Origin of the sequence: Nocardia sp. CC227C, assembly GCF_030767025.1 — a bacterium.
Classification (GTDB): Bacteria; Actinomycetota; Actinomycetes; order Mycobacteriales; family Mycobacteriaceae; genus Nocardia.
Window position 1 is genome coordinate 20,682 of record NZ_JASITE010000019.1, and the last position, 20,014, is coordinate 40,695.

Sequence of the window (20,014 nt, forward strand, 5' to 3'; positions counted from 1 at the left end):
TGCTGGACCGATGGTGGTGGACGCGGCGGAGGTCACGGGCGGTCGCTGGGGCGGCCACAATGCCGAGCGCCGTCGTGCCATCATCGACGCCGCCATCGCGCTCATCGAGGAGTCAGAGCCCGGCGAGGAGATCCCGCTCCAGCTCATCGCCGATCGGGCCGGGGTCAAACGGTCGGTGATCTATCGGCATTTCAGCGACCGCCGCGAACTCGACGCGAAGATACGCGAATTCGCGGTGCACGGCGTCGTCGAACTGGTGATGCCGGATTTCGACCCGGCCGAGAGTCTGCGCGGCACGGTCTTTCGGATCATCGACACCTATGTCGGCTGGGTGTCGCGGCACGAGCGGCTGCACGCATGGATCGAGCGCGGACCCGGCAGCGGCGATCCCACCGGTAGAGCGCTGGTTGGTGGTACGAAAGCAGCTGTCGCCCAACGTGTCTCGGAGCTGTTTACGTTGGCGGCGGGTGTGGTGGGCCTGGATCACCCGGGGATCGATACGGCATCCTACGGTGTGCTGTCCCTGGTGGACGGTGCGGTGACCCGGTGGCTGGAGACGCGCCCGGCGGGCCTGGAGGCGGCCGACGTGACACGCCTGCTCGCCGATTCGATCTGGTACCTGTTCGACGGACATGCCCGCAGCCGAGGGTTCGTGATCGATCCGGACCGCCCGATCGCCGAACTGCTGGCCGACCCGCCCGCGCGGGTCGAAGGCTGACCGCGCGCCAACCTTATTGCGACATCGTGTCGCGATCACTCTTGTTTCGGAGGCGGGCGGAGCTGTACCGTCGAATGATCGCGACATCATGTCGCAATCGCTGAGTCAGGGAGAACGCGATGCAGGACAGCACGACACTGGACGGTTACAACGACGCGCTGAGTACTCTGTCCCACGGATCGGTACACAAGCGGTTCGATCCCTATCTCGATATCGACTGGGACGTCCAGGACTTCGTGGTTCGTGCCGACGACGACCGCTGGATCCTGCCGCCCACCGATCCCTTCGGCGGCCACCCCTGGTATCGGGCGCAGTCGCGGGAACGTCGGATCCGTATCGGCATGTGGCGGCAGGCCAATGTCGCCAAGGTCGGCCTGCAGTTCGAGAACATCCTCATACGCGGGCTCATGCAGTACGTGTTCTCCGTGCCCAATGGGTCACCCGAGTTCCGCTATTGCACGCACGAAGCCATCGAGGAATGCAACCACACCATGATGTTTCAGGAGGTGGTGAACCGGATCGGCCTCGACGTGCCGGGTATGCGGCCCTGGGTTCGGGTGGTCGGACCGCTGGTGCCCTTTCTGGCCTCGATCTTCCCGGAGTGGTTCTTCGTCATGGTGCTCGCGGGCGAGGAGCCGATCGACCACGCGCAGAAGAACGTGCTGCGGGGCGGTGACCGCACCCATCCGATGCTGGAGCGGGTCATGACTATCCACGTGGCCGAGGAGGCCCGCCACATCAGCTTCGCGCATCAGTATCTCGAACACCACGTGCCGCGTGCCGGACGGGTCAAACGATTCGTGCTGTCACTGGTTTTCGCGCCCACCATGCGCATCATCTGCGATCTCATCGCGGTGCCCACGCGCAAATTCCGCACCGACTGCGATGTGCCGCGCGCGGTGGTCCGTGACGTCTTCTGGCGCAGCCCGCAGGGGCGGAGGACGCTGCGTGACTCCTTCGCCGACGTGCGCATGCTGGCCGAGGAACTGAACCTCATGAACCCAGTAGCCCGGTTGCTCTGGAAGCTGTGCCGCATTGATGGCAAACCGTCGCGATACCGCAGCGAACCCGCCCGGTGAGCACGCTCCACCGAACCCCGTTGACACAGTGAGGAACCACTACCCGGCATGACGACTACCTACCGATCCAGTTGGCTGGACGAAGACCTGGACAGCCTGCGTGAGCTGGCTCGATCGTTCTGCGAGAAGGAACTCGAGCCGCGTATGGAGCGGTTCATCGAGCAGCACCACGTCGACCGCGACCTCTGGTCGCGAGCGGGGAGCCTCGGTCTGCTGTGCATGTCCATCCCCGAGGAATACGGCGGCGGCGGTGGAACTTTCGCACATGAGGCGGTGCTGATCGAGGAGCAGGCCCGCATCGGCGATTCCTCGTGGGGCGCGCCGCTGCACAGTGGGATCGTCGCGCACTACCTGCTCGCCTACGGCACCGAGGGGCAGAAGCGGCACTGGCTGCCCCGGATGGCCAGCGGCGAGGTGGTCGGGGCCATCGCGATGACCGAACCCGGTACCGGCTCGGACCTGCAGAACGTGAAGACCCGTGCGGTCCGCGAAGGCGACGAGTACGTGCTCGACGGCTCGAAGACGTTCATCACCAATGGAAGTCAGGCCGACCTGATCATCGTGGTGGCCAAGACCGGTGGTGACGGCGCCGCGGGGATCTCCCTGATACTCGTCGAGGGTGATCGCCCCGGCTTCCGGCGCGGCCGCGTGCTGGACAAGATCGGCCAGCGCGGCCAGGACACCTCCGAGCTGTTCTTCGACGCCGTGCGCGTTCCCGTCACCAATCTGCTCGGCGAATCCGAGGGGCAAGGGTTCGTGCAGCTCATGCAACAGCTGCCACAGGAGCGCCTCATCCTCGCCGTCGGCTCCACCGCCGCTGTGGAGAGCGCGCTGACTCGGACGGTGGCCTACACCAAGCAGCGCCAGGCGTTCGGTAAACCGCTGTTCTCGTTCCAGAACACCAGATTCACGCTGGCGGAAGTCGCCACCGAAGCTCGCATCATGCGGGTGTTCACCGACGACTGCGTCGCTCGGCATATCCGCGGCGAACTCGATATCGCCACGGTCGCCATGGCCAAATGGTGGACGTCGGATCGCGCCATGGCCAATATCGACGAATGCCTGCAACTGCACGGTGGCTACGGTTACATGACCGAATATCCCATTGCCCGGATGTGGGTGGACAATCGGGTGCAGAAGATCTACGCCGGAACCAACGAGATCATGAAGGAGATCATCGCTCGCACCCTGTGACACCGGCGGCAGGTTCGGTCAGCACAGCGGCCCTGACCGCCGGAGTCACCGGCACGGGTCGGCGACGCGTAGGCACGGAGCCGCGTCGCGGCCCTCCCGAACGATCACGCGACCACGTTCACCAGGCGGCCCGGCACCACGATCACCTTGCGGGGCTGCTTGCCGCCCAGCAGTTCCGCGATCTTCTCGTCCGCCAGCGCGGCCGCTTGCACGGCGGCATTGTCGGCGTCGGCGGGGACCGAGACGCGGGAGCGGACCTTGCCGTTGACCTGGATCGGGTACTCGACCGAATCCGCCACCAGCAGTGCGGGATCCGCGACCGGGAACGGTCCGTGCGCCAGGGCGGTGGTGTGCCCCAGGCGCTCCCACAGTTCCTCGGCGATATGCGGGGCCATCGGGGCCAGCATCAGCACCAGCGGTTCCGCCACGGCGCGCGGCGCACCGTTCGGGTAGTGCTTGGTCAGATGGTTGGTCAGCTCGATCAGCTTCGCGCCCGCGGTGTTGTCGCGCAGGTTGGCGTAGTCGTCGTCCACCCCGGCGATGGTCTTGTGCAGCAGCCGCAGCGTCTCGCCCGACGGTTCGGCATCGGTGACCTTGGCCGCGCCGGTCTCCTCGTCCACCACCAGTCGCCACACCCGCTGCAAGAAGCGGTGCGCGCCGACGACGTCCTTGGTGGCCCAGGGGCGCGAGGTGTCCAGCGGTCCCATGGACATCTCGTAGAAGCGGAAGGTGTCGGCGCCGTACAGGTCGCACATCTCGTCGGGGGAGATGGCGTTCTTCAGCGACTTGCCGATCTTGCCGTACTCCTGGAACACCTCGACCTCGACGCCGGACTCTCCGTCCGCCGCGGGCGGCGTCCAGAAGAACTTCCCGTCCCGTTCCACCACCTCGGCGGCCGGGATGTAGGCCCCGCGCTCGTCGGTGTAGGCGTACGCCTGGATGTAGCCCTGGTTGAACAGGCGGCGGTACGGCTCGGAACCGGACACGTCACCCAGATCGAACAGCACCTTCTGCCAGAACCGCGCGTACAGCAGGTGCAGCACCGCGTGCTCCACACCGCCCACGTACAGGTCCACGCCGCCCGGATCCTTCGGGCCGTGTTCGGCGGTGCGCGGCCCCAGCCAGTACTTCTCGTTCTCCGGCGCACAGAACGCCTCGGCGTTGGTGGGGTCGGCGTAGCGCAGCTGGTACCAGGAGCTGCCCGCCCAGTTGGGCATGACATTGGTGTCGCGGCGGTAGCGCTTCGGGCCGTCGCCCAGATCCAGCTCCACATGCACCCAGTCGGTGGCCTTGGCCAGCGGCGGCGACGGCTCCGAGTCGGCGTCGTCGGGGTCGAAGGTGACCGGCGCGAAGTCCTCGATATCCGGCAGGGTCACCGGCAGCATGGATTCCGGCAGTGCGTGCGGCCGGCCGTCCTCGTCGTACACGATGGGGAAGGGCTCACCCCAGTAGCGCTGCCGGGCGAACAGCCAGTCGCGCAGCTTGTACTGGATCTTGCCGTGCCCGTGCCCGTCGGCCTCCAGCCGCTCGACGACGGCGGCCTTGGCGGCCTCCACGTCCATACCGTCCAGCGGACCGGAGTTCACCAGCGGTCCGTCGCCGGCGTACGCGCCCTGGGCGATGTCGCCGCCCGCGATCACCTCCACGATGGGCAGGCCGAAGGCGGTGGCGAACTCCCAGTCGCGCTGATCGTGACCGGGCACCGCCATGATCGCGCCGGTGCCGTAGCCGCTCAGCACGTAGTCGGCGATGAAGACGGGCACGTGCGCGCCGTTCACCGGGTTGGTGGCGTACGAGCCCAGGAAGACGCCGGTCTTCTCCTTGTTCTCCTGCCGCTCCAGATCCGATTTGGCGGCGATCGACTTGCGGTAGGCCGCGACGGCTTCGGCGGGGTTGGCGGAGTCGAAGGTCCAGCGCGGGTCGGTGCCCGCGTCGTACTCGGCGGCGGTCAGCCGGTCCACCAGTTCGTGTTCGGGGGCCAGCACCACATAGGTCGCGCCGTACAGGGTGTCGGGCCGGGTGGTGAACACCTCGATGGTGTCGGCCGCGCCGGACGCGGTGTTCGCCTCGAACTTGACCTGCGCGCCCCGGGACCGCCCGATCCAGTTGCGCTGCATGGCCTTCACGTTCTCCGGCCAGTCCAGCTCGTCCAGATCGTCGACCAGGCGGTCGGAGTACGCGGTGATGCGCATCATCCACTGCCACAGGCGCTTGCGGAACACCGGGAAGTTGCCGCGCTCGGAGCGGCCGTCGGCGGTGACCTCCTCGTTGGACAGCACCGTGCCCAGGCCCGGACACCAGTTGACCACCGAATCCGTCTGGTAGACCAGCCGATACGAGTCGATCACGGCATCGCGCTCGGCGGCGGTCAGCTCGGCCCACGCGCGGCCCTCGGCGGTGCGCGAACCGGCCTCGAATTCCGCGATCAGCTCGTCGATCGGGCGGGCCTTGCCCAGCCGCTCGTCGTACCAGGCGTTGTAGATGCGCAGGAAGATCCACTGCGTCCACTTGTAGTACTCGGGATCGGTGGTGGCGAAGGAGCGGCGGCGGTCGTGGCCCAGGCCCAACCGGTCCAGCTGCCGCTGCATGGTGGCGATATTCGATTCGGTGGTCACGCGCGGATGCGCGCCCGTCTGCACCGCGTACTGCTCGGCGGGCAGGCCGAAGGCGTCGTAGCCCAGGGCGTGCAGCACATTCCGGCCGTGCATGCGGTGGTAGCGGGCGAAGACGTCGGTGGCGATATAGCCCAGCGGGTGGCCGACATGCAGGCCCGCGCCCGACGGGTAGGGGAACATGTCCTGGATGAACAGCTTGTCGGCCGGGGTGTCGCCCGCCAGCGGACCGACCGGATTGGGCGCGTGGAAGGTCCCGCGCTCCTGCCAGTTGCCCTGCCACTTGCGTTCGATCCGTCCCGCGAGGTCGGCGTTGTAGCGGTGTGCGGGCACGTCTCCGTTCCCGGCTTCGATGGTGCCGGTGCTGTCGGTCGCACGAGTGTCCTGCACGGTCCTGCCCTCTGCTCTAGCCGATCCCCGATAAGGTCGTTCACCAGGGTAAAGCGTGGCCCTGCTGTGTCCAATTCGCCCTCCGCTTCGCTCCGCCGCTCCGGTCGATCCAGAACCGAGACGCGCCGCGAACCAGCGGGGTTGCACTGCGGCCGATGACGAGGCTGCTGGTGGGACGGTGTTTCAACGCTGTCGAGGGCGTGACCGCCGGGGGCGGGAGGTGTGCCTCACACGCGGCGGGCGCTGGGGTGGCCGGTGGCGCTGATAGCCTGCTCGGGTGTTCGTGGTGGCATTGATCCTGTTCGTGTTGGCGGCGGTAGCCGTCGTCACCGGGGTGCTCGGTCTGACCGGCAAACTGCCCGGGAACCGTTACTTCGGTGTGCACACCGACGAGGCGCTGGCCTCGGAGGAAGCCTTCCGGCTGGCCAATCGGGTGGCCGGACCCACGTCCGTCGGGGCCGGGATCCTGCTCGCCGCGGGCGGGGTGGTGGCGCTGGTCACCGGTGGTCTCGCCGGGCTTCTGGTGCCGGTCGGCACGGTGGCGATCGCCTTCCTCACCCTGGGCGCGGGCGCCAATGCCGCCGCCCAGGCCATCGAGGGGCTCGCCCCGGCCGAGGAGATCGGCGGCTGCGGCAGCGCCTGCGGCTCCTGCTCGCTGCGCGACGCCTGCGAGCCCGCCGCGCGCTGATTGTCCCGCCGCTCAGCGCGCGCAGGGCGGCGGCGGGATGCTCCGCGACAGCGGACTGCCCGCCGGATTGACGTAGAGGACGGTCAGGGTCAGCGGCCTGGTGCCGAGATTGCGTGCCAGATGCGCGTTCTCCGGGCCGCCCGGTTCCTTGAAGATGCGTCCGCGCCGGTGCGTCAGCGGGACGCAGTCGGTCCACGGGTGATCGAGGTCGCCCCCGGTGACCAGCACGAACAGCGTTCCGTCGTGATAGTGCCAGCCGCTGTGGCCACCGGGTTGGACGATCGTGCGGCGCAATACGAAATCGCGCCCGGCGAGGGTGAAGCGGACCAGTTCGCGACTGGCCGTCCCCGTCGCGGGCGCGGGATTCGGTCGGTACTCAGTGCTCGTCGTAGTGCCCATCGTGCGCGGCGTGGCGGTGGCCGTCGTGAACGTAGTCCACATGGTCGCCGTGCGGCACGGCCACGTGGCCGCAGCCCTCGCCGTGGGTGTGGTCGTGGGCGTCGTGCGCGGTGTGCCCGGCGGGCTCGCATTCGTCGTAGTGTCCGTCGTGGGCGCGGTGCAGATGGCCGTCGTGGGCGTAGTCGGTGTGGTCGCCGTGCGGAACTGCGACGTGCCCGCAATCGGGGCCGTGCTGATGGTCGTGTACTTCGTGAACCGCGTGAGCTGTCGTCATCGGTGTTCCTCTCTGAAGCAGTCGGTTCCTGTCAGCTAACTCATATTGACATTAGCACTCACGCATCATTTCCAACCTCCGCGGCCGAGTGGCCCGACATCCGGGACTAATCTCGACCGGTGCGATTTCTCAGCAAGTTCTACATCGACGGGTTCATCCTGTCGATATTCGCGGTAGTCGTCCTGGCCAGCGTCTTTCCGGCCCGGGGTGACGGCGCGGAGGTGGTGGGCTGGCTGACCAAGATTGCCATCGCATTGCTGTTCCTGCTGTACGGCGCTCGCCTGCACCCGCCCGAGGCGCTGGCCGGTCTCACCCACTGGCGGCTGCACCTCACCGTGCTCGCCTGTACCTTCGTGCTGTTCCCACTGCTCGGTTTGGCGGCCCACGTGCTGGTGCCCACCGTGCTCACCGAGGACCTGTACACGGGGTTGCTGTTCCTGACGCTGGTGCCGTCCACGGTGCAGTCCTCGATCGCGTTCACCGCCATCGCCAAGGGGAATCTGGCCGGTGCCATCGTCAGTGCCACCCTGTCGAATCTGCTGGGTGTCTTCCTGACCCCGGCGCTGGTGATCCTGCTCATGAACACCACCGGCCAGGCCGAGGTGGATCTCGGCGCGATCGTGGACATCGTGCTGCAACTGCTGGCGCCGTTCCTGCTCGGGCAACTGCTGCGGCCCCGGATCTCCGGATGGCTGGCGCGCCACGCCGAGTCCACCAAACTGGTGGACCGCGGCTCGATCCTGCTGGTGGTCTACAGCGCGTTCAGCGCGGGCATGGTGGAGGGCATCTGGCAGTCCATGTCGCCGTGGCGGATCGTGGGACTCATCGCGGTGTGCTGCGTGCTGCTGGCCATCGTGCTGGTGGCCACGGCCTTCGTGGCCGATCTCGCGAAGTTCGATCGGGCCGACCGCATCGTGGTGGTGTTCTGCGGTTCGAAGAAGAGCCTGGCCACGGGGCTGCCCATGGCCACGGTGCTCTTCGCGGGCGCGCCGGTCGGCCTGATCGTGCTGCCGCTCATGATCTTCCACCAGGTGCAGCTGATCACCTGCGCGGCCCTGGCGCAACGGTGGGCGCGGACCGCCGACTGAGTTCGTCGGTCGCGTGTACGGTGCGGGCGCGGATGCTGTCCTCGGGCGAGAGCGGTCGGCGCGGCGCGCCCGGGCCCCGGGTGAGCGCCCGCAGCACCGCCCGTCCGGCCGCGGGCTCGCCGACCGCTATGCGCGCGCTGCCGTCCGGATAGCGTTTTGCCACGATCCCGGCCCGCGCCAGCGCGGCCGCGACGCCGTCGCCGGGCAGGTACAGGAAGTTGCCGCTGCCGCGCGGAACCCGGATACCGCTGCGGCGCAGCCGGGTACGCAGCAGTTCCCGCTCGGTGGTGATGCGCAGGACGCGCACGGCGAGTTCGTCGGCCGCGGCATAGGAGGCCGCCACCGCCGCCACCGCACTGCTCGGCATCCCGAACGGCAATTGCAGCCGCCGCACCCGGCGCACGAGTTCCTCGGACCCGAAGGCGTAGCCGATGCGCAGCCCGGCCAGTCCGTACGCCTTGGAGAAGGTGCGCAGCACGAGCAGGTTCGGATGTCGCCGGACCAGCTCGACCACGTCGAGAACTTCGGCCGCCCCGAGGAATTCGACGTACGCCTCGTCCAGGATCACCGGTATCCGGGCGGGCACCGCGTGCAGGAACGCCTTCAGCTCACTGGCGGAGACCACGGTGCCGGTCGGATTGTGCGGACGGCACACCGCCACCAGCGCGGTCCGGTCGTCGATCGCCGCGACCAGCTCCCACAGGCGCTGCCGACCGGACGAATCCAGCGGTATGCCCACCGATTCCAGCCCGGTCATGGCGGCCATGATCGGGTAGCCGTCGAAGGTGGGCGTCGCGAACACGATGCGACGCCCGGGAGCGGCCAGGGTCTGCATGATCTGCATGGTCACCCCGGTGGCTCCGGTACCGACCACCACCTGTTCCGGCGTCACCCCCACGTGCTCGGCGACGAGCCGCGGCAGCCGCCGCGGCTCGAACTCCGGGTACAGATTCGTCCGCGGCAGCTCCTCGCTCAGCGCCCGCAGTACCGAAGGCAGTGGGGGAAAGGGATTCTCGCTCAGACTCAGGTCGTAGCGGACCGGTGCGCCACCCGGGCGTTCCGGGGTGCCGGACACCGGCAGGGCGGTCATCCGACCGCGCCCCAGCGCACGGCGGCCGCGCCCGCGAAGTCACCGGCATGGGCGAAGGCCGACATGAGCACCACCGATCCGGGCCGCAGCCGCCCCGCCCGCTGCTCCACGTCGAGGGTGACGGGAATGGCCGCGGCGAACAGGTTTCCGCATTCGTCGAAGGTGTCGGGATGGCGCTCGGCGGGCAGTTCCAACGCGTCGTGCCAGTTGCGCAGGAACAGCCGGTTGGGCTGATTGGTGACGAAGGTGTCGATATCGCGGCCCTTCACCCCGATGCGGTCGCAGACGGCCAGCGCCACCTCGGGCACCAGCCGGTTGCCGCGCGCGAACACCTTGGTGATCTTGGATTCGCTGAAGGCCACACAGCCCTGCCCCTCGCCCGGCTCCCAGTACTTGCGCTCCGAACCGGTGGAGAAGTCCATGTCCCCGGCGAATTCGGGATAGGTGCGGCACTCGATGTCCAGAATCGGCGCGCTGTTGTCCTGCACCAGCAGGCCCACGCCGCAGCCGTCCCCGGGCACCGGGGCCTGCGCCTTGCCACGAATCTCGGTCTGGGTGAACACCGGCCCCGCACAGTTCTGGGTGGCGGCGATGAGCGCGGTGCGGGAGTCGGTGGCGCGCATGAGGTCTCGCGCCAGCGACATCATGTGCACGAAGGCCGCGCAGCCGCCGTTGTGCACGTCGATCACATGCTTGGGCCGCATGCCCAGCCGCCGCGCGACCTCGGGACCGGCCCCCAGTACGGGATTGTCCGGCAGCTGGGTGTGGGTGAGCAGGATGTCGACGGACGAGATGTATTCGCGCCCATGGCGTTCGATGAGCGGCGACACGGCCCGCTCCACCATGTCCACCGCCGTCTCGTCACGGTCGACGTGATGGCGGGCGCGCGGCGCGCGGAACATGACGTTCTTCGCCATCCGCTCCGAACGGGAGAACCGGGTGAAGTACTCGGTGCCGACCGGGTCGCCGGGCAGATAGCTGGACACGTCCACCAGGCTGACCGGCGGCATGGCGAGTGCGGGATCGGTGAAATCCATCGTGGTGCCTCACATCATCCAGTCGGGCTTGATCGGCAGGCCGTGCGCGGCACGGTATTCGCAGATCGCCTTGAGGTTGTCGAGTTCGAGCTTGTGCCCGGCGGAGAACATCTCCCAGAAGTCGCCCACCCAGACCGTGCGTCCCGCGGGCGCGGCCTCCGGATAGGGGTTCTCGTCGTAGAACGGGTGGCGGCAGTTCGTCCACAGCACCACCGATCCCGGCTTGTTCAACACCACCTGGGCGTCGACCACCCGCATCAGATAGATCATCCACAGGTGTTCGCCCTGATCCCAGGCGCAGTGGTAGTCCACCGTCATGGCGTCCGGGTTGGCGACGGTGCGGGTGTAGATCCTGGTATTCGGTCCCAACCGGTCGGCGGCCAGCCACAGCCCCGGCTCATCGGTCTCGGTGAAGCCGCGCAGGCTGTAGGTCCACTCCTCCAGACTCCTGGTGTCAGCGAGGTATTCGTAGACCTCGCGGGGCGGCGCGGCGATGTAGTCCTGTACCGGACAGTACTGCCCGAAGATCTGATCGTGCGGATACACCGACCGCAGCATGTCCATGATGATCGGCGTGGTGGCCTCCCGGTCGGAGTTCTCGATCCGCAGCACTCCGGGCACCACCTCCTCCGGAATGTCGCTGAGAGCGGGCAGGGCGGTGGTCACGGGAGCCTCCTCGAATCGGTCAGGAAGGGGGTGAACGGGGGAATCTCGTCCGGATCGCAGTCCACGGCCACGAACGAGGGCCCCGGCGTGTCGACGCACCGGCGCAGCGTCGCGCCCAGGTCGTCGAGGGTGGTGGGTCGGTGGGTGCGCAGCCCGGGGAACATGGCGGCCACCCCCGCCCCGATATCGGCGGGCTGAAAGCGGTTGTAGCTGTAGCGGTCTCCGTAGAAGAGCTGTTCGCGAGTGATGCACATGGCGTGCGCGTTGTTGTTGAGCACCACGAAGGTGATGGGCAGCCGGTGTTCGACGGCGGTGTGAATCTCCATGCCGTGCATGAAGAACGCGCCGTCGCCGGCGATGACGACGGTGTGCCGCACCCCGCCGTCGGCGCGGCGGCACCGGGCGAAGGCGGAACCGATTCCGGCTCCGAACGCGTAGCCCATACCGCCCATACCCAGCGCGACGGTGAAGCGGCCGCCGCGCGGCATGCGCAGATGGTGGACCACCGACGCGCCGGTATTGCCGGCGTCGGCGAAGACGTCGGTGCCGTCCGGCAGCGCGTCGTTGAGGGTCTCGACGATGGCGCGATACCGCAGGCCCGGTCCGTCGGAAGGGGGTACGTCGAGCGCGGTGAGCGCGTTCACCCGCGGCTGCGCGCCACCGGAGCCGAGATCGCCCGTGGGGTGGGCGAAGTCGTCACACAGGTCCGCGAGCGTGGACGCCAGTTCCGTGCTGTGTGCGTGCAGGCTGGTCAGGAACGGGGCCTCCGCGCCGATGCTGGCCACGGTGAGCGCGCCCAGCGCGTCCTCCATTCCGGCCCGTGCCGTGATCGGCATCCGGGTGCCGACGAGCAGGCACAGTTCCGCCCGGTGGACGGCGTCGAGCAGTTCGGGATGCCCCATGCTGCCCGCCACCCCGCAGTAGCCGGGCTCGTGGTGGTCGTAGACGTCCTTGGCGTCGGGCGCGACGCCGACCGAGGCGTCGAGCAGGCGTGCGAGCCGGGCCAATTCGTCTCGTGCGTCGTCGCGGGCGACCTGGTCACCGGCGACGATCACCACCTTGCCGGTGGCGCGGGCGGTGCGCAGTGCCCGTCGCACCCGCTCCAGTGCGTCGCGATCGCGGCGGTGCGTCCGTGCGGGCGGCTGGAACTCGGGTGGCGTCGACAGCCGGGCCTGCTGAATGTCCTTGGGCAGCAACAGCACCGCGGGCCCGCCGGACCGGGCCGCCGCCACCGCGTCGTGCAGCTGCGCCGGGAGGTCGGCGGGGGATTCGACGCGCGCGCAGTAGCGGGTGAGGGGTGAGAACAACCGCACGGCGTCGAATGCCCCCGCGCGACCGCTGGAGTCCTGGAAGGCGCCCTTGCCTTCCAGGACCGTCGGGGGCTGCCCGACGAGTGCGAGGACGGGGACCCGGGAGGCGAAGGATTCGGCCAGCCCGGCAACCAGATTCACCGCGCCGCCCCCGGAGGTCGCGACGACCACGCCGAGTCCGGCGGTGGAGCGGGCATAGCCGTCGGCCATGGTGGCGGCGGAGAATTCGTGTTTGGCGACCACGGCGGTGAGCGGTGCGCGGCGGTCTGCGGCATCGTGGTCCAGGGCGGCGTTGTGGTCGAACACGGCATCGTAGAGGTCTTCGATATTCGCGCCGTCCACACCGAACAGATGCCGGATCCCCAGTCGCGAAACGGCTCGAACCAGGTAGTCGGCGACCCGGGCCCCGCTGTCCATACACGTCCTCTCGATGCCGGCGGGCTGTCGAGAGCCGGTGCCCGCCGCGTGTACGGAGATACGAAGCCGATCACCGGGTGGTTCAACACTGCACTATGAGCGCTTCGACCGGGGCGAATACGCCAGGTCTTGTGTGTACATATACGTCTACGTATAGTGAAGCCATGCCGAACAAGACGATCTACGTATCCGATGGCGACCTGACGCTGTTCAGCCGCGCTCAGGAACTGGTCGGCGGCAATCTGTCCGGTGCGATCGTGACGGCACTGCGTCGCTACATCGAACTGGAGGAGGGGCGGCTCGAGGGCTTCGAGGAGACCGTGCTCCCCGTGGGGCACAACGGTGTGCGCCAGGTCCGCTTCTCCGGTGCACTGCTGGGTGAATGGCGCGATATGGACGACACCGCGCAGCGGCACGTGCGGGTATACCGCAGCCGCAAAGGCAAATTCGTCGCCCACGACCACGTCGCCAACTGGGACGACATGGTCACCGGATCGCTGAAGGACATGAAGAGCTGGCGGCGCATGTTCGGCGTCGGCGACCCGGACTGGGGCGATTACACCCTGACCATCGTGGACACCGTCGGGGAGCTGAAGGAACTGCTCCCGGCGCAGCTCTATCGGCGCGTCGCCGACATCGCAGATCGGCCGCCGGTGGAAGACCTCGACATCTGAGTCGAGAACTCCTCCGCCCCAACACCTCCGCCCCAACTGAACAGCCCATACTTCTGGTCCGACTCGCTGTATCGCAGGCGAGCGAACTGACCGACAACGCGGAACCCCCTGTCGGCACGGGGGTTCCGTGCTGTGTGGCTACCGTCCCAGCGTCGCCGACAGCAGTACCCGGCCCGCGTCGTCGCGCACCTCGATGGTCCGTAACCGGTCCGGGGGGACGGAAGTCGTTCCGTCCGGGGTGAATTCCCGGCCCGGCGCGGCGGTCCACTCCGCCAGCTTGGACTCGGTGCCGTCCGTGCGCACCACCCACAGCGACAGCTGCCACCGATAGGCGTAATCGCTGGCCGCGTAGGCGCACCACATGTCCACGCGCGATTCCCCGTTCACCGCGAGCAGTTCGAAGGTCGCGGTGATCGGGATCGGGTCCGGTGACTCCAGCGGCCCCTGCGCCACCACCTGCTGGACGGGCGCGGCCGCGCGGTCGGTGACCGCGGCCGTCACCGGCACCGCGATCAGCACCGCCGCGGCGGCGGCCACGAGCGCGCCGCCGATGGACCGCAGCCGCGCGCGGCGCTGCTCCCCGCGCGCCCGCGCGGCCAGGCCGGGCAGCAGCCGATCCGGTGGCGGCGGCACGGCGTCCGCGGGTGTGTCCGCGGTGGCGATGGCCTCGGCGGTCTCGTCGGTCACCAGGGCGAGCAGGCCGGGCAGCCCCGCCAGTTCGGTCACCGCCGCGCGGCAGTGGTCGCATCCGGCCAGGTGTTCCTCGTAGTCGCGGCGTTCGTCACGGGTGAGCGCGCCCAGGACATACGGACCGTCCCAGGTTTCGTAGGCAGCGCAGGGCTCCCGTCCCGCCACTGTTTCCGTCACTTGGTCACCCCCATCTCCTGTAGCGCCAGTCGTAGCGCCCGCATCCCGTAGTGCATGCGGGACTTCACCGTTCCCTCCGGGATATCCAGTTCGGCGGCGATCTGATGCGTCGACAGCCCGCGGTAGTAGGCGCGCACGATCACCGCCCGGTGGTCCGGACTCAACCGCGCCAGGGCGTCGGCCACCAGCCAGCCGTCCAGCGTGCGGTCCGCCTGATCCGCCACCGATTGCTCCGGCGGATGGTCCATCCGGAACTCCCGTCGATTGCGGGCACTGCGGTACTCGTCCACCGCCAGATGCCGGGCGACCGTGAACAGCCACGCGCGGGCCGAATGCGTGGACTGATCCAGCACCGCGGGCCGCTGCCAAGCGCGCAGCAGGGTTTCCTGCACGATGTCCTCGGCGCGGCCCGGATCGCCGACGAGTCCGTAGGTGTAGCGCCACAGCGCCGTGGCGTGCTCGTCATAGAGCACCCGCAGCAGTTCGGCCTGTTCCTCGGGCATCGGATGCACCTCCCGCTACCGTTCACTCGAGTATCGGTGATGCTCAGTGATCCGGGCGTTTCCGCCCGGAGGTCCCTGTACCGCCAGGGGCGGTCGTCGGGTAGACGCTTCACTGGCGACTGCCCACCGGGTGGGTCTGACACCGCCTCCACGTCCACGTTTCATCTCACCCGGCCACTCCGGGAAGAGGGTATACACCTGATCAGCGAGATTGCGGGCGGCATTGACATCCCGATCCAGGACCAGCCCACAGGACTCGCATTCGAACACCCGCACTTGCAGAGGCAGTTTGGTTTTCACTGCCTTGCAACCGGAACAGGTCTTGCTCGACGGATACCAACGCTGCGCGACGGCGAACACGCTGCCCCGCCAGGCGGTCTTGTAGCCGAGTTGATGGCGCAGGGTCGCGAACCCGGCATCGGCGATCGCGCGGGAGAGCCGCCGGTTGCGCAGCATCCCGGCAACGTGCGGGTCCTCCACCCCGATCGCACCATAAGCACCGGTGAGGTGGCTGGTGAGCTTGTGGAGACTGTCGCGGCGGGCGTCGGCCACCCGATACTGGACCCGGTTACGGGTGCGGTTGGCGCGATGCCAGCGCGCCGACCCGGTGAACCCGCTACACCGGTCCGGACCGCGCCGCCGCGACACCCGCCGCGACTCGCGCCGAAGCCGGGCCAGGTGCCTGTTGAGGTGTTTCGGGTTCGGGTGCGCGACACCGTCACTGGTGACGGCGAGGGTCGTGACACCCAGAGCGACCCCGACCGCCGCGCTGGACAGGCGGGGTGGCGGGTCGTGGCGGTCGACCTCGCAGGTGAACACCACCCACCAGCGGCGGCGTTCCCGCTTGATGGTCGCGGCCAAGATCCGCGCGGTCCCGGCCTCGATTCGCCGTGCCAGCTTGCGGGTGGATTCGTGGGTTTCGACCGGGCCGATCACCGGCAGCACCACCCGCGTGCGGCCCTCGAGCCGGATGGTGCCGGTGGTGAACCGCACCGACCCCACCGCATCCCCCCTACGGCGCTTGAACCGCGTGAAACCCATCGGCTTCCCCGCCCGCCGACGCATACGCTTCCTTCGAATACTCGCTCCACCACGGCATCCCGGTGTCGCGATCGACCGCGACGGTGTTCTTGCGTTGGTTCCAGTCCTTGCGCAGTCCGTAGGCCGACCAGTTCAGCGCGGGCGTCAATTCGTCGCCGGTCAGGCCGTAGCTGGTTTCGGCGGTGCGTTGGTCGAGGACGGCTTTCACTCTCGCGAGCATGTGGTTGTAGGCGAATCGTGCCGCGCCGCAGTGCCCGAACAGGGCGGCGGTGGCCGTCGTGTTCGGGTCCACACAAACACTGATGAACGCCTGGATTCACATACCCGCCGCAACTATCGCGAACCCTCCCACGGCGCAGCCCGGCCGCGGGTTCAGATCAATTGCGCTCCACCTCGATCGGATGGGTCGCCAACAGGGAGAGCGGCAGCGGCTGGCGGCGCAGCACCTGCGCCCACAGATCGCCGCGGCCCGCGATGGGATCGCTCGGCAGCGCCGACAGCACGATCCAGTCCCCGCGGTCCAATTCGCCCTCCAGCTGGCCGAAGGTCCAGCCCGCATAGCCGGCGAACACTCTCAGGCCCTCCACCAGCGGCGCGATCACCTCGGGATCGGAATCCAGATCCACCAGGGCCACGCGCCCGTCCACCCTGCGCAGCCCCGGCACCTCGGTGACCGGGGTGCCGACCTTCACCAGGGCCAGGCACAGGGCGGCATCGCGTTTCACCGGGCCGCCGATGTACAGCGCGCGCGGTGACGCCGCCAATTCGGCCCAGTTCGGCAGCACGTCGTGCACCGCGGTGTCGCTGGGCCGGTTGAGCACCACGCCCAGACTGCCCGCGTCGTTGTGCTCGATGATGTACACGACGGTGCGCCGGAACGACGGTTCCACCAGGTCGGTCGCGGACACCAGAAGTGTGCCCGGCCGAACCACCTGATCCTCGTGCCGGGATTCGCGTCGAGAACGATCGCCGTGTTCCTCTGCGCGTGCCACCTCGACATCATCGCACCGCGATACCCCGATTGGCTCGGTTTGTTTTGGTCAAGGGCCCATATCGGGGAGTGCGGCGGGGGCAAACGAACCGAGTTAGGGTTTCCCCATGGAACGTCCCGAGGTCGTCCTCGAGAACAGTGATGCGGTCTACGACTTCTACCGGGAGCATCAGCAGAATCGGTTGCAGGCGTGGGGCGCCTACGCGTTGCTCGGGCGTCGCTACCGCCCACGGGTCGCATATGCGCCAGGGGCGCGAGAGCGCCTGCGGGAGTTGATTTCCGAGCGTCGACCGCTGCTCATCTCGATCAACCACCTGTCCCAGCTCGATCCCTACACCGTTGCCGCGGCGGCCTGGCGCAGCGGGCTGCGGCCGGTGATCGGCCGGACCCGGGTGCTGGCCAAGGACGAGCTGTTCGCCGAGGCCAAGCAGCGCCGCCGGATCGACATGATGGGCGGGATCCCGGTCTTCCGCGGGAAGGACCACGGGATTCGCGCGGTGAACGCCGCGGGCCAGCGGATGATCGAGATCTGCGCCGAGCGGCTGTTCCGCGGTGACGGCATAGCGGTGTTCCCCGAGGGCACCTGCAACGACGTGGACCCCACCCGGGTCCAGTCGGTGGGCAGCGGAATCGGCCACATCGCCTTCAAGTCGATGAAGCTGGGCGCGCGGCCCGCCCTGGTGAGCATCGGCCTGAGCTACGGCCCCCGGCCCGATCCGACCGTCGAACCGACCAAAGAGCAGGTCGAATCGGCCAGCTTCTACTTCGGTGTGCCGGTCCTCGACCTGCCCACCCGACCCGCGGAGATCGCGCGGCTGGTGCGGAGCGAACTGCAGACGGCGCTCGACGGAGCCGTCGCGGCGTACTGAGCGCCGGGCCGGTTTCAGTTCCGGGGCAGCCCCAGCCGCTCCCTGGACCAGTGCGGGACCAGCGTCAGGTACTCCGGCCGCGACTCCACGAAGTGGTGCACCATCGGGCAGAGCGGCAGGATGCCCAGACCTTCGTCGCGGGTGGCGTCCAGTGCGCTCTGGACGAGTTTGCGGCCGTAGCCCCGGCCCTCGTACCGCGGGTAGACCTCGGTGTGCACGAAGGCCCGCTCGTTCGCGGTGTCCTGATAGGCGGTCACCCCCGCCACCAGGCCGTCGACCAGCAGTTCGAAGCGATCCAAGGCGGGGTTGCGGCGCACTTCGATCGACTCATTCGACTCACTCGACATGGGCACGACGCTATCGGGTGGCCCGTGGTCGATTTGCGCCGATTGCCATTACTCGCGCTCCGGGCGTGTCGGAGATCCGCTCGCGTGGCGGCCGGGCGTGGCGCGGGCGGGGGCAGCGGTCGTCCGCCGCAGCGTGCAGACTGTGGTGATGACGCAGAAGGGGCCGCGTCGGGTGGTGCTGGCACCCGACAAGTTCAAGGGTTCGCTCACGGCGGTCGAGGTCGCGGACGCACTCGCCCGGGGTATTCGGCGCACCGCACCCGGCACGGACGTGTTGCGGTTGCCCGTGGCCGACGGCGGCGACGGCACCGTGGACGCCTTCCTCGCCGCGGGCTGGACGCGGGTGCACCTGCACGCGCCCGGACCCACCGGTGATCCTGCACCCTGCTCCTACGCGCGTCGCGGCCGGACCGCCGCCATCGAACTCGCAGCCGTGGTGGGACTGTCGAAACTGCCGGGCGGGCAGCAGGATCCGCTGGGGGCCAGCACCTACGGGCTCGGGGTCGTCGTCGCGCACGCCCTCGAACACGGCGCGCGGGAGATCGTGCTCGGGCTCGGCGGCAGCGCCTCCACCGACGGCGGCGCGGGCCTGCTGCAGGCCCTCGGACTGCGCGTGCTCGCCGCCGACGGCAGCGAATTGCCGTCCGGCGGCGCGGCTCTCCGGTCCGCCGACCGGATCGATCGCAGCGGTATGCACCCCGCGCTGACCGACGCCCGCGTCATCCTCGCCAGCGATGTGGACAACCCGTTGCTCGGACCCAACGGTGCGGTGGCGGTCTACGCCCGGCAGAAGGGGGCGAAGCCGAAGGATCAGGCGCTGCTCGAAGCCGCACTGGCGAATTGGGCCCGGATCGTGGCACCGGATCTGGCCGATGCGCCCGGGGCGGGTGCGGCGGGCGGTACCGGTTTCGGCGCGCTCGCCCTCCTCGGCGCGACCATGCGCCCGGGTATCGAACTGGTCCTCGATCTCCTCGACTTCCGCAGTCACCTCGCCGGGGCCGACCTGGTCGTCACCGGGGAAGGGTCGCTGGACACCCAGAGCCTGCACGGCAAAGCGCCCATGGGCGTCCGCGACGCCGCCCGCGCGGCCGGTGTGCCGGTCATGGCGGTCGCGGGGCGCATCCAGCTCAGCGCAGATCAGCTCCGCGCGGCCGGATTCGCCGCCCACCTCGCCCTGTCGGATCTGGAGCCGAGTCCGGAGCGCTGCATGGCCGACGCCGCCGCCATCCTGGAGCGCATCGGCCAGCACATCGGCACCAAGCCGCCGACGTCCGGTGACGGGCGGACCACCCGCACCGCGCACCGCACCTCCGGCCGCTGACGCGGAGCGGCTAGCTCGCGGCGGTGAGCGGGCGGCCGAGCACCCGGTCGCGATTGCGCTCGCCCCAGCGTTCCAGGGGCCCCAGCGCCTCGTTGAGCTCCTGCCCCAGCGGCGTCAGGGAGTACTCCACCCGAGGCGGGATCTCGGGATAGATCTCGCGGTGCACCACACCGCTGGCCTCCAGGTGCCGGAGATTCTCCGCGAGCACCTTCTCGCTGACTCCGTCCAACAGGCGGCGGATCTCACCGAAACGCTGCGGACCCTCGCCCAGCACCCACATCAGGTGCAGCTTCCACTTGCCACCGACCACATCGATGGCCACGGACATACCGCACACATCGTGATCCGCGTCACTCGCCTGCGACATCATGTCCTCCTGACCAGATTTCGAACCTCGAGGTAAGCAACCCCACTCGAATGTGCGGTCTTCCCCAGCCTA

General features: G+C 68.7%; 22 protein-coding genes. 8 read left to right on the plus strand and 14 right to left on the minus strand.

What is annotated here, in order from left to right:
- The first annotated feature begins 10 nt into the window (after window positions 1-10).
- The 3 genes from QMO76_RS29850 (at window position 11) to QMO76_RS29860 (ending at window position 2,991) form a co-directional block, all read left to right on the plus strand.
- Window positions 11-718 carry a TetR/AcrR family transcriptional regulator gene (locus QMO76_RS29850; protein ID WP_306364686.1) on the plus strand — a complete coding sequence of 236 codons (708 nt, stop codon included), beginning with the start codon at window positions 11-13 and terminating at the stop codon, window positions 716-718.
- A 119-nt stretch (window positions 719-837) separates the two neighbouring features.
- Complete coding sequence (locus QMO76_RS29855) at window positions 838-1,797, plus strand: diiron oxygenase (RefSeq protein WP_306364687.1); 960 nt, start codon at window positions 838-840, stop codon at window positions 1,795-1,797.
- A gap of 48 nt (window positions 1,798-1,845) precedes the next feature.
- Window positions 1,846-2,991, plus strand: coding sequence for an acyl-CoA dehydrogenase family protein (locus QMO76_RS29860; RefSeq protein ID WP_306364688.1), 1,146 nt, complete (start codon window positions 1,846-1,848; stop codon window positions 2,989-2,991).
- 104 nt (window positions 2,992-3,095) lie between these two features.
- Here QMO76_RS29860 and leuS read toward each other — a convergent pair whose 3' ends face one another.
- The gene (gene leuS / locus QMO76_RS29865; RefSeq protein WP_306364689.1) at window positions 3,096-5,993 is read right to left on the minus strand and encodes a leucine--tRNA ligase; all 2,898 of its coding nucleotides are present in this window, start codon (window positions 5,991-5,993) and stop codon (window positions 3,096-3,098) included.
- A 277-nt stretch (window positions 5,994-6,270) separates the two neighbouring features.
- Here leuS and QMO76_RS29870 point away from each other — a divergent pair, with 277 nt between their 5' ends.
- On the plus strand, window positions 6,271-6,681 hold the full coding sequence (locus QMO76_RS29870; protein WP_306364690.1) for an SdpI family protein: 411 nt from the start codon (window positions 6,271-6,273) through the stop codon (window positions 6,679-6,681).
- A 12-nt stretch (window positions 6,682-6,693) separates the two neighbouring features.
- On the opposite strand, the gene QMO76_RS29875 is transcribed toward QMO76_RS29870, so the two are convergent.
- The gene (locus QMO76_RS29875) at window positions 6,694-7,080 is read right to left on the minus strand and encodes a cupin domain-containing protein (RefSeq protein ID WP_306364691.1); all 387 of its coding nucleotides are present in this window, start codon (window positions 7,078-7,080) and stop codon (window positions 6,694-6,696) included.
- Window positions 7,058-7,354 (minus strand): hypothetical protein, encoded by a 297-nt coding sequence (locus tag QMO76_RS29880; RefSeq protein WP_306364692.1) that lies wholly within the window; start codon window positions 7,352-7,354, stop codon window positions 7,058-7,060. Before QMO76_RS29880 ends, QMO76_RS29875 begins: the two co-directional genes overlap by 23 nt.
- A gap of 119 nt (window positions 7,355-7,473) precedes the next feature.
- Here QMO76_RS29880 and QMO76_RS29885 point away from each other — a divergent pair, with 119 nt between their 5' ends.
- A complete protein-coding gene (locus QMO76_RS29885; protein ID WP_306364693.1) occupies window positions 7,474-8,442 on the plus strand; it encodes a bile acid:sodium symporter family protein in 969 nt (322 codons plus the stop codon).
- Here the strand turns inward: QMO76_RS29885 and QMO76_RS29890 are convergent.
- The 4 genes from QMO76_RS29890 to QMO76_RS29905 are packed head-to-tail and all read right to left on the minus strand — an operon-like array spanning window position 8,396 to window position 12,962.
- Window positions 8,396-9,532 carry an aminotransferase class I/II-fold pyridoxal phosphate-dependent enzyme gene (locus tag QMO76_RS29890; RefSeq protein ID WP_306364694.1) on the minus strand — a complete coding sequence of 379 codons (1,137 nt, stop codon included), beginning with the start codon at window positions 9,530-9,532 and terminating at the stop codon, window positions 8,396-8,398. The two genes, QMO76_RS29885 and QMO76_RS29890, sit on opposite strands and share 47 nt — an antisense overlap.
- A complete protein-coding gene (locus QMO76_RS29895; RefSeq protein WP_306364766.1) occupies window positions 9,529-10,542 on the minus strand; it encodes a 3-oxoacyl-ACP synthase III family protein in 1,014 nt (337 codons plus the stop codon). The genes QMO76_RS29890 and QMO76_RS29895 overlap by 4 nt, the downstream gene beginning before the upstream one ends.
- Before the next feature lie 36 nt (window positions 10,543-10,578).
- Window positions 10,579-11,235: an SRPBCC family protein gene (locus QMO76_RS29900; RefSeq protein ID WP_306364695.1), complete on the minus strand. Its 657-nt coding sequence runs from the start codon at window positions 11,233-11,235 to the stop codon at window positions 10,579-10,581.
- The gene (locus QMO76_RS29905; protein WP_306364696.1) at window positions 11,232-12,962 is read right to left on the minus strand and encodes a thiamine pyrophosphate-binding protein; all 1,731 of its coding nucleotides are present in this window, start codon (window positions 12,960-12,962) and stop codon (window positions 11,232-11,234) included. Before QMO76_RS29905 ends, QMO76_RS29900 begins: the two co-directional genes overlap by 4 nt.
- A gap of 164 nt (window positions 12,963-13,126) precedes the next feature.
- Here QMO76_RS29905 and QMO76_RS29910 point away from each other — a divergent pair, with 164 nt between their 5' ends.
- The gene (locus tag QMO76_RS29910) at window positions 13,127-13,636 is read left to right on the plus strand and encodes an EXLDI protein (RefSeq protein ID WP_306364697.1); all 510 of its coding nucleotides are present in this window, start codon (window positions 13,127-13,129) and stop codon (window positions 13,634-13,636) included.
- A 138-nt stretch (window positions 13,637-13,774) separates the two neighbouring features.
- Here the strand turns inward: QMO76_RS29910 and QMO76_RS29915 are convergent, their stop codons facing one another.
- The 5 genes from QMO76_RS29915 to QMO76_RS29935 form a co-directional block, all read right to left on the minus strand.
- On the minus strand, window positions 13,775-14,503 hold the full coding sequence (locus QMO76_RS29915) for a zf-HC2 domain-containing protein (RefSeq protein ID WP_306364698.1): 729 nt from the start codon (window positions 14,501-14,503) through the stop codon (window positions 13,775-13,777).
- A complete protein-coding gene (locus QMO76_RS29920) occupies window positions 14,500-15,006 on the minus strand; it encodes a sigma-70 family RNA polymerase sigma factor (RefSeq protein ID WP_306364699.1) in 507 nt (168 codons plus the stop codon). Before QMO76_RS29920 ends, QMO76_RS29915 begins: the two co-directional genes overlap by 4 nt.
- A 15-nt stretch (window positions 15,007-15,021) precedes the next feature.
- Complete coding sequence (locus QMO76_RS29925; RefSeq protein ID WP_306364700.1) at window positions 15,022-16,071, minus strand: RNA-guided endonuclease TnpB family protein; 1,050 nt, start codon at window positions 16,069-16,071, stop codon at window positions 15,022-15,024.
- Window positions 16,019-16,339 (minus strand): helix-turn-helix domain-containing protein, encoded by a 321-nt coding sequence (locus tag QMO76_RS29930; protein WP_306364701.1) that lies wholly within the window; start codon window positions 16,337-16,339, stop codon window positions 16,019-16,021. The genes QMO76_RS29925 and QMO76_RS29930 overlap by 53 nt, the downstream gene beginning before the upstream one ends.
- Window positions 16,340-16,424: 85 nt before the next feature.
- On the minus strand, window positions 16,425-17,039 hold the full coding sequence (locus QMO76_RS29935) for a YqgE/AlgH family protein (protein WP_306364702.1): 615 nt from the start codon (window positions 17,037-17,039) through the stop codon (window positions 16,425-16,427).
- A gap of 106 nt (window positions 17,040-17,145) precedes the next feature.
- Here QMO76_RS29935 and QMO76_RS29940 point away from each other — a divergent pair, with 106 nt between their 5' ends.
- Complete coding sequence (locus QMO76_RS29940) at window positions 17,146-17,907, plus strand: 1-acyl-sn-glycerol-3-phosphate acyltransferase (protein WP_306364703.1); 762 nt, start codon at window positions 17,146-17,148, stop codon at window positions 17,905-17,907.
- Between the two features lie 14 nt (window positions 17,908-17,921).
- Here QMO76_RS29940 and QMO76_RS29945 read toward each other — a convergent pair whose 3' ends face one another.
- A complete protein-coding gene (locus QMO76_RS29945; protein ID WP_306364704.1) occupies window positions 17,922-18,254 on the minus strand; it encodes a GNAT family N-acetyltransferase in 333 nt (110 codons plus the stop codon).
- A 148-nt stretch (window positions 18,255-18,402) separates the two neighbouring features.
- On the opposite strand from QMO76_RS29945, the gene QMO76_RS29950 reads away from it, so the two are divergent.
- A complete protein-coding gene (locus QMO76_RS29950; protein WP_306364705.1) occupies window positions 18,403-19,575 on the plus strand; it encodes a glycerate kinase in 1,173 nt (390 codons plus the stop codon).
- A gap of 10 nt (window positions 19,576-19,585) precedes the next feature.
- Here the strand turns inward: QMO76_RS29950 and QMO76_RS29955 are convergent, their stop codons facing one another.
- Window positions 19,586-19,942 carry a helix-turn-helix domain-containing protein gene (locus QMO76_RS29955; RefSeq protein WP_143983521.1) on the minus strand — a complete coding sequence of 119 codons (357 nt, stop codon included), beginning with the start codon at window positions 19,940-19,942 and terminating at the stop codon, window positions 19,586-19,588.
- Window positions 19,943-20,014: the final 72 nt, after the last annotated feature.

Coding starts and splice junctions, on each gene's coding strand:
- QMO76_RS29850 (WP_306364686.1), top strand. CDS start 11: ATGGTGGTGGACGCGGCGGAGGTCACGGGCGGTCGCTGGGGCGGCCAC.
- QMO76_RS29855 (WP_306364687.1), top strand. CDS start 838: ATGCAGGACAGCACGACACTGGACGGTTACAACGACGCGCTGAGTACT.
- QMO76_RS29860 (WP_306364688.1), top strand. CDS start 1,846: ATGACGACTACCTACCGATCCAGTTGGCTGGACGAAGACCTGGACAGC.
- QMO76_RS29875 (WP_306364691.1), bottom strand. CDS start 7,080: ATGGGCACTACGACGAGCACTGAGTACCGACCGAATCCCGCGCCCGCG.
- QMO76_RS29880 (WP_306364692.1), bottom strand. CDS start 7,354: ATGACGACAGCTCACGCGGTTCACGAAGTACACGACCATCAGCACGGC.
- QMO76_RS29890 (WP_306364694.1), bottom strand. CDS start 9,532: ATGACCGCCCTGCCGGTGTCCGGCACCCCGGAACGCCCGGGTGGCGCA.
- QMO76_RS29895 (WP_306364766.1), bottom strand. CDS start 10,542: ATGCCGCCGGTCAGCCTGGTGGACGTGTCCAGCTATCTGCCCGGCGAC.
- QMO76_RS29905 (WP_306364696.1), bottom strand. CDS start 12,962: ATGGACAGCGGGGCCCGGGTCGCCGACTACCTGGTTCGAGCCGTTTCG.
- QMO76_RS29910 (WP_306364697.1), top strand. CDS start 13,127: ATGCCGAACAAGACGATCTACGTATCCGATGGCGACCTGACGCTGTTC.
- QMO76_RS29920 (WP_306364699.1), bottom strand. CDS start 15,006: ATGCCCGAGGAACAGGCCGAACTGCTGCGGGTGCTCTATGACGAGCAC.
- QMO76_RS29925 (WP_306364700.1), bottom strand. CDS start 16,071: ATGCGTCGGCGGGCGGGGAAGCCGATGGGTTTCACGCGGTTCAAGCGC.
- QMO76_RS29940 (WP_306364703.1), top strand. CDS start 17,146: ATGGAACGTCCCGAGGTCGTCCTCGAGAACAGTGATGCGGTCTACGAC.
- QMO76_RS29945 (WP_306364704.1), bottom strand. CDS start 18,254: ATGTCGAGTGAGTCGAATGAGTCGATCGAAGTGCGCCGCAACCCCGCC.
- QMO76_RS29950 (WP_306364705.1), top strand. CDS start 18,403: ATGACGCAGAAGGGGCCGCGTCGGGTGGTGCTGGCACCCGACAAGTTC.
- QMO76_RS29955 (WP_143983521.1), bottom strand. CDS start 19,942: ATGTCGCAGGCGAGTGACGCGGATCACGATGTGTGCGGTATGTCCGTG.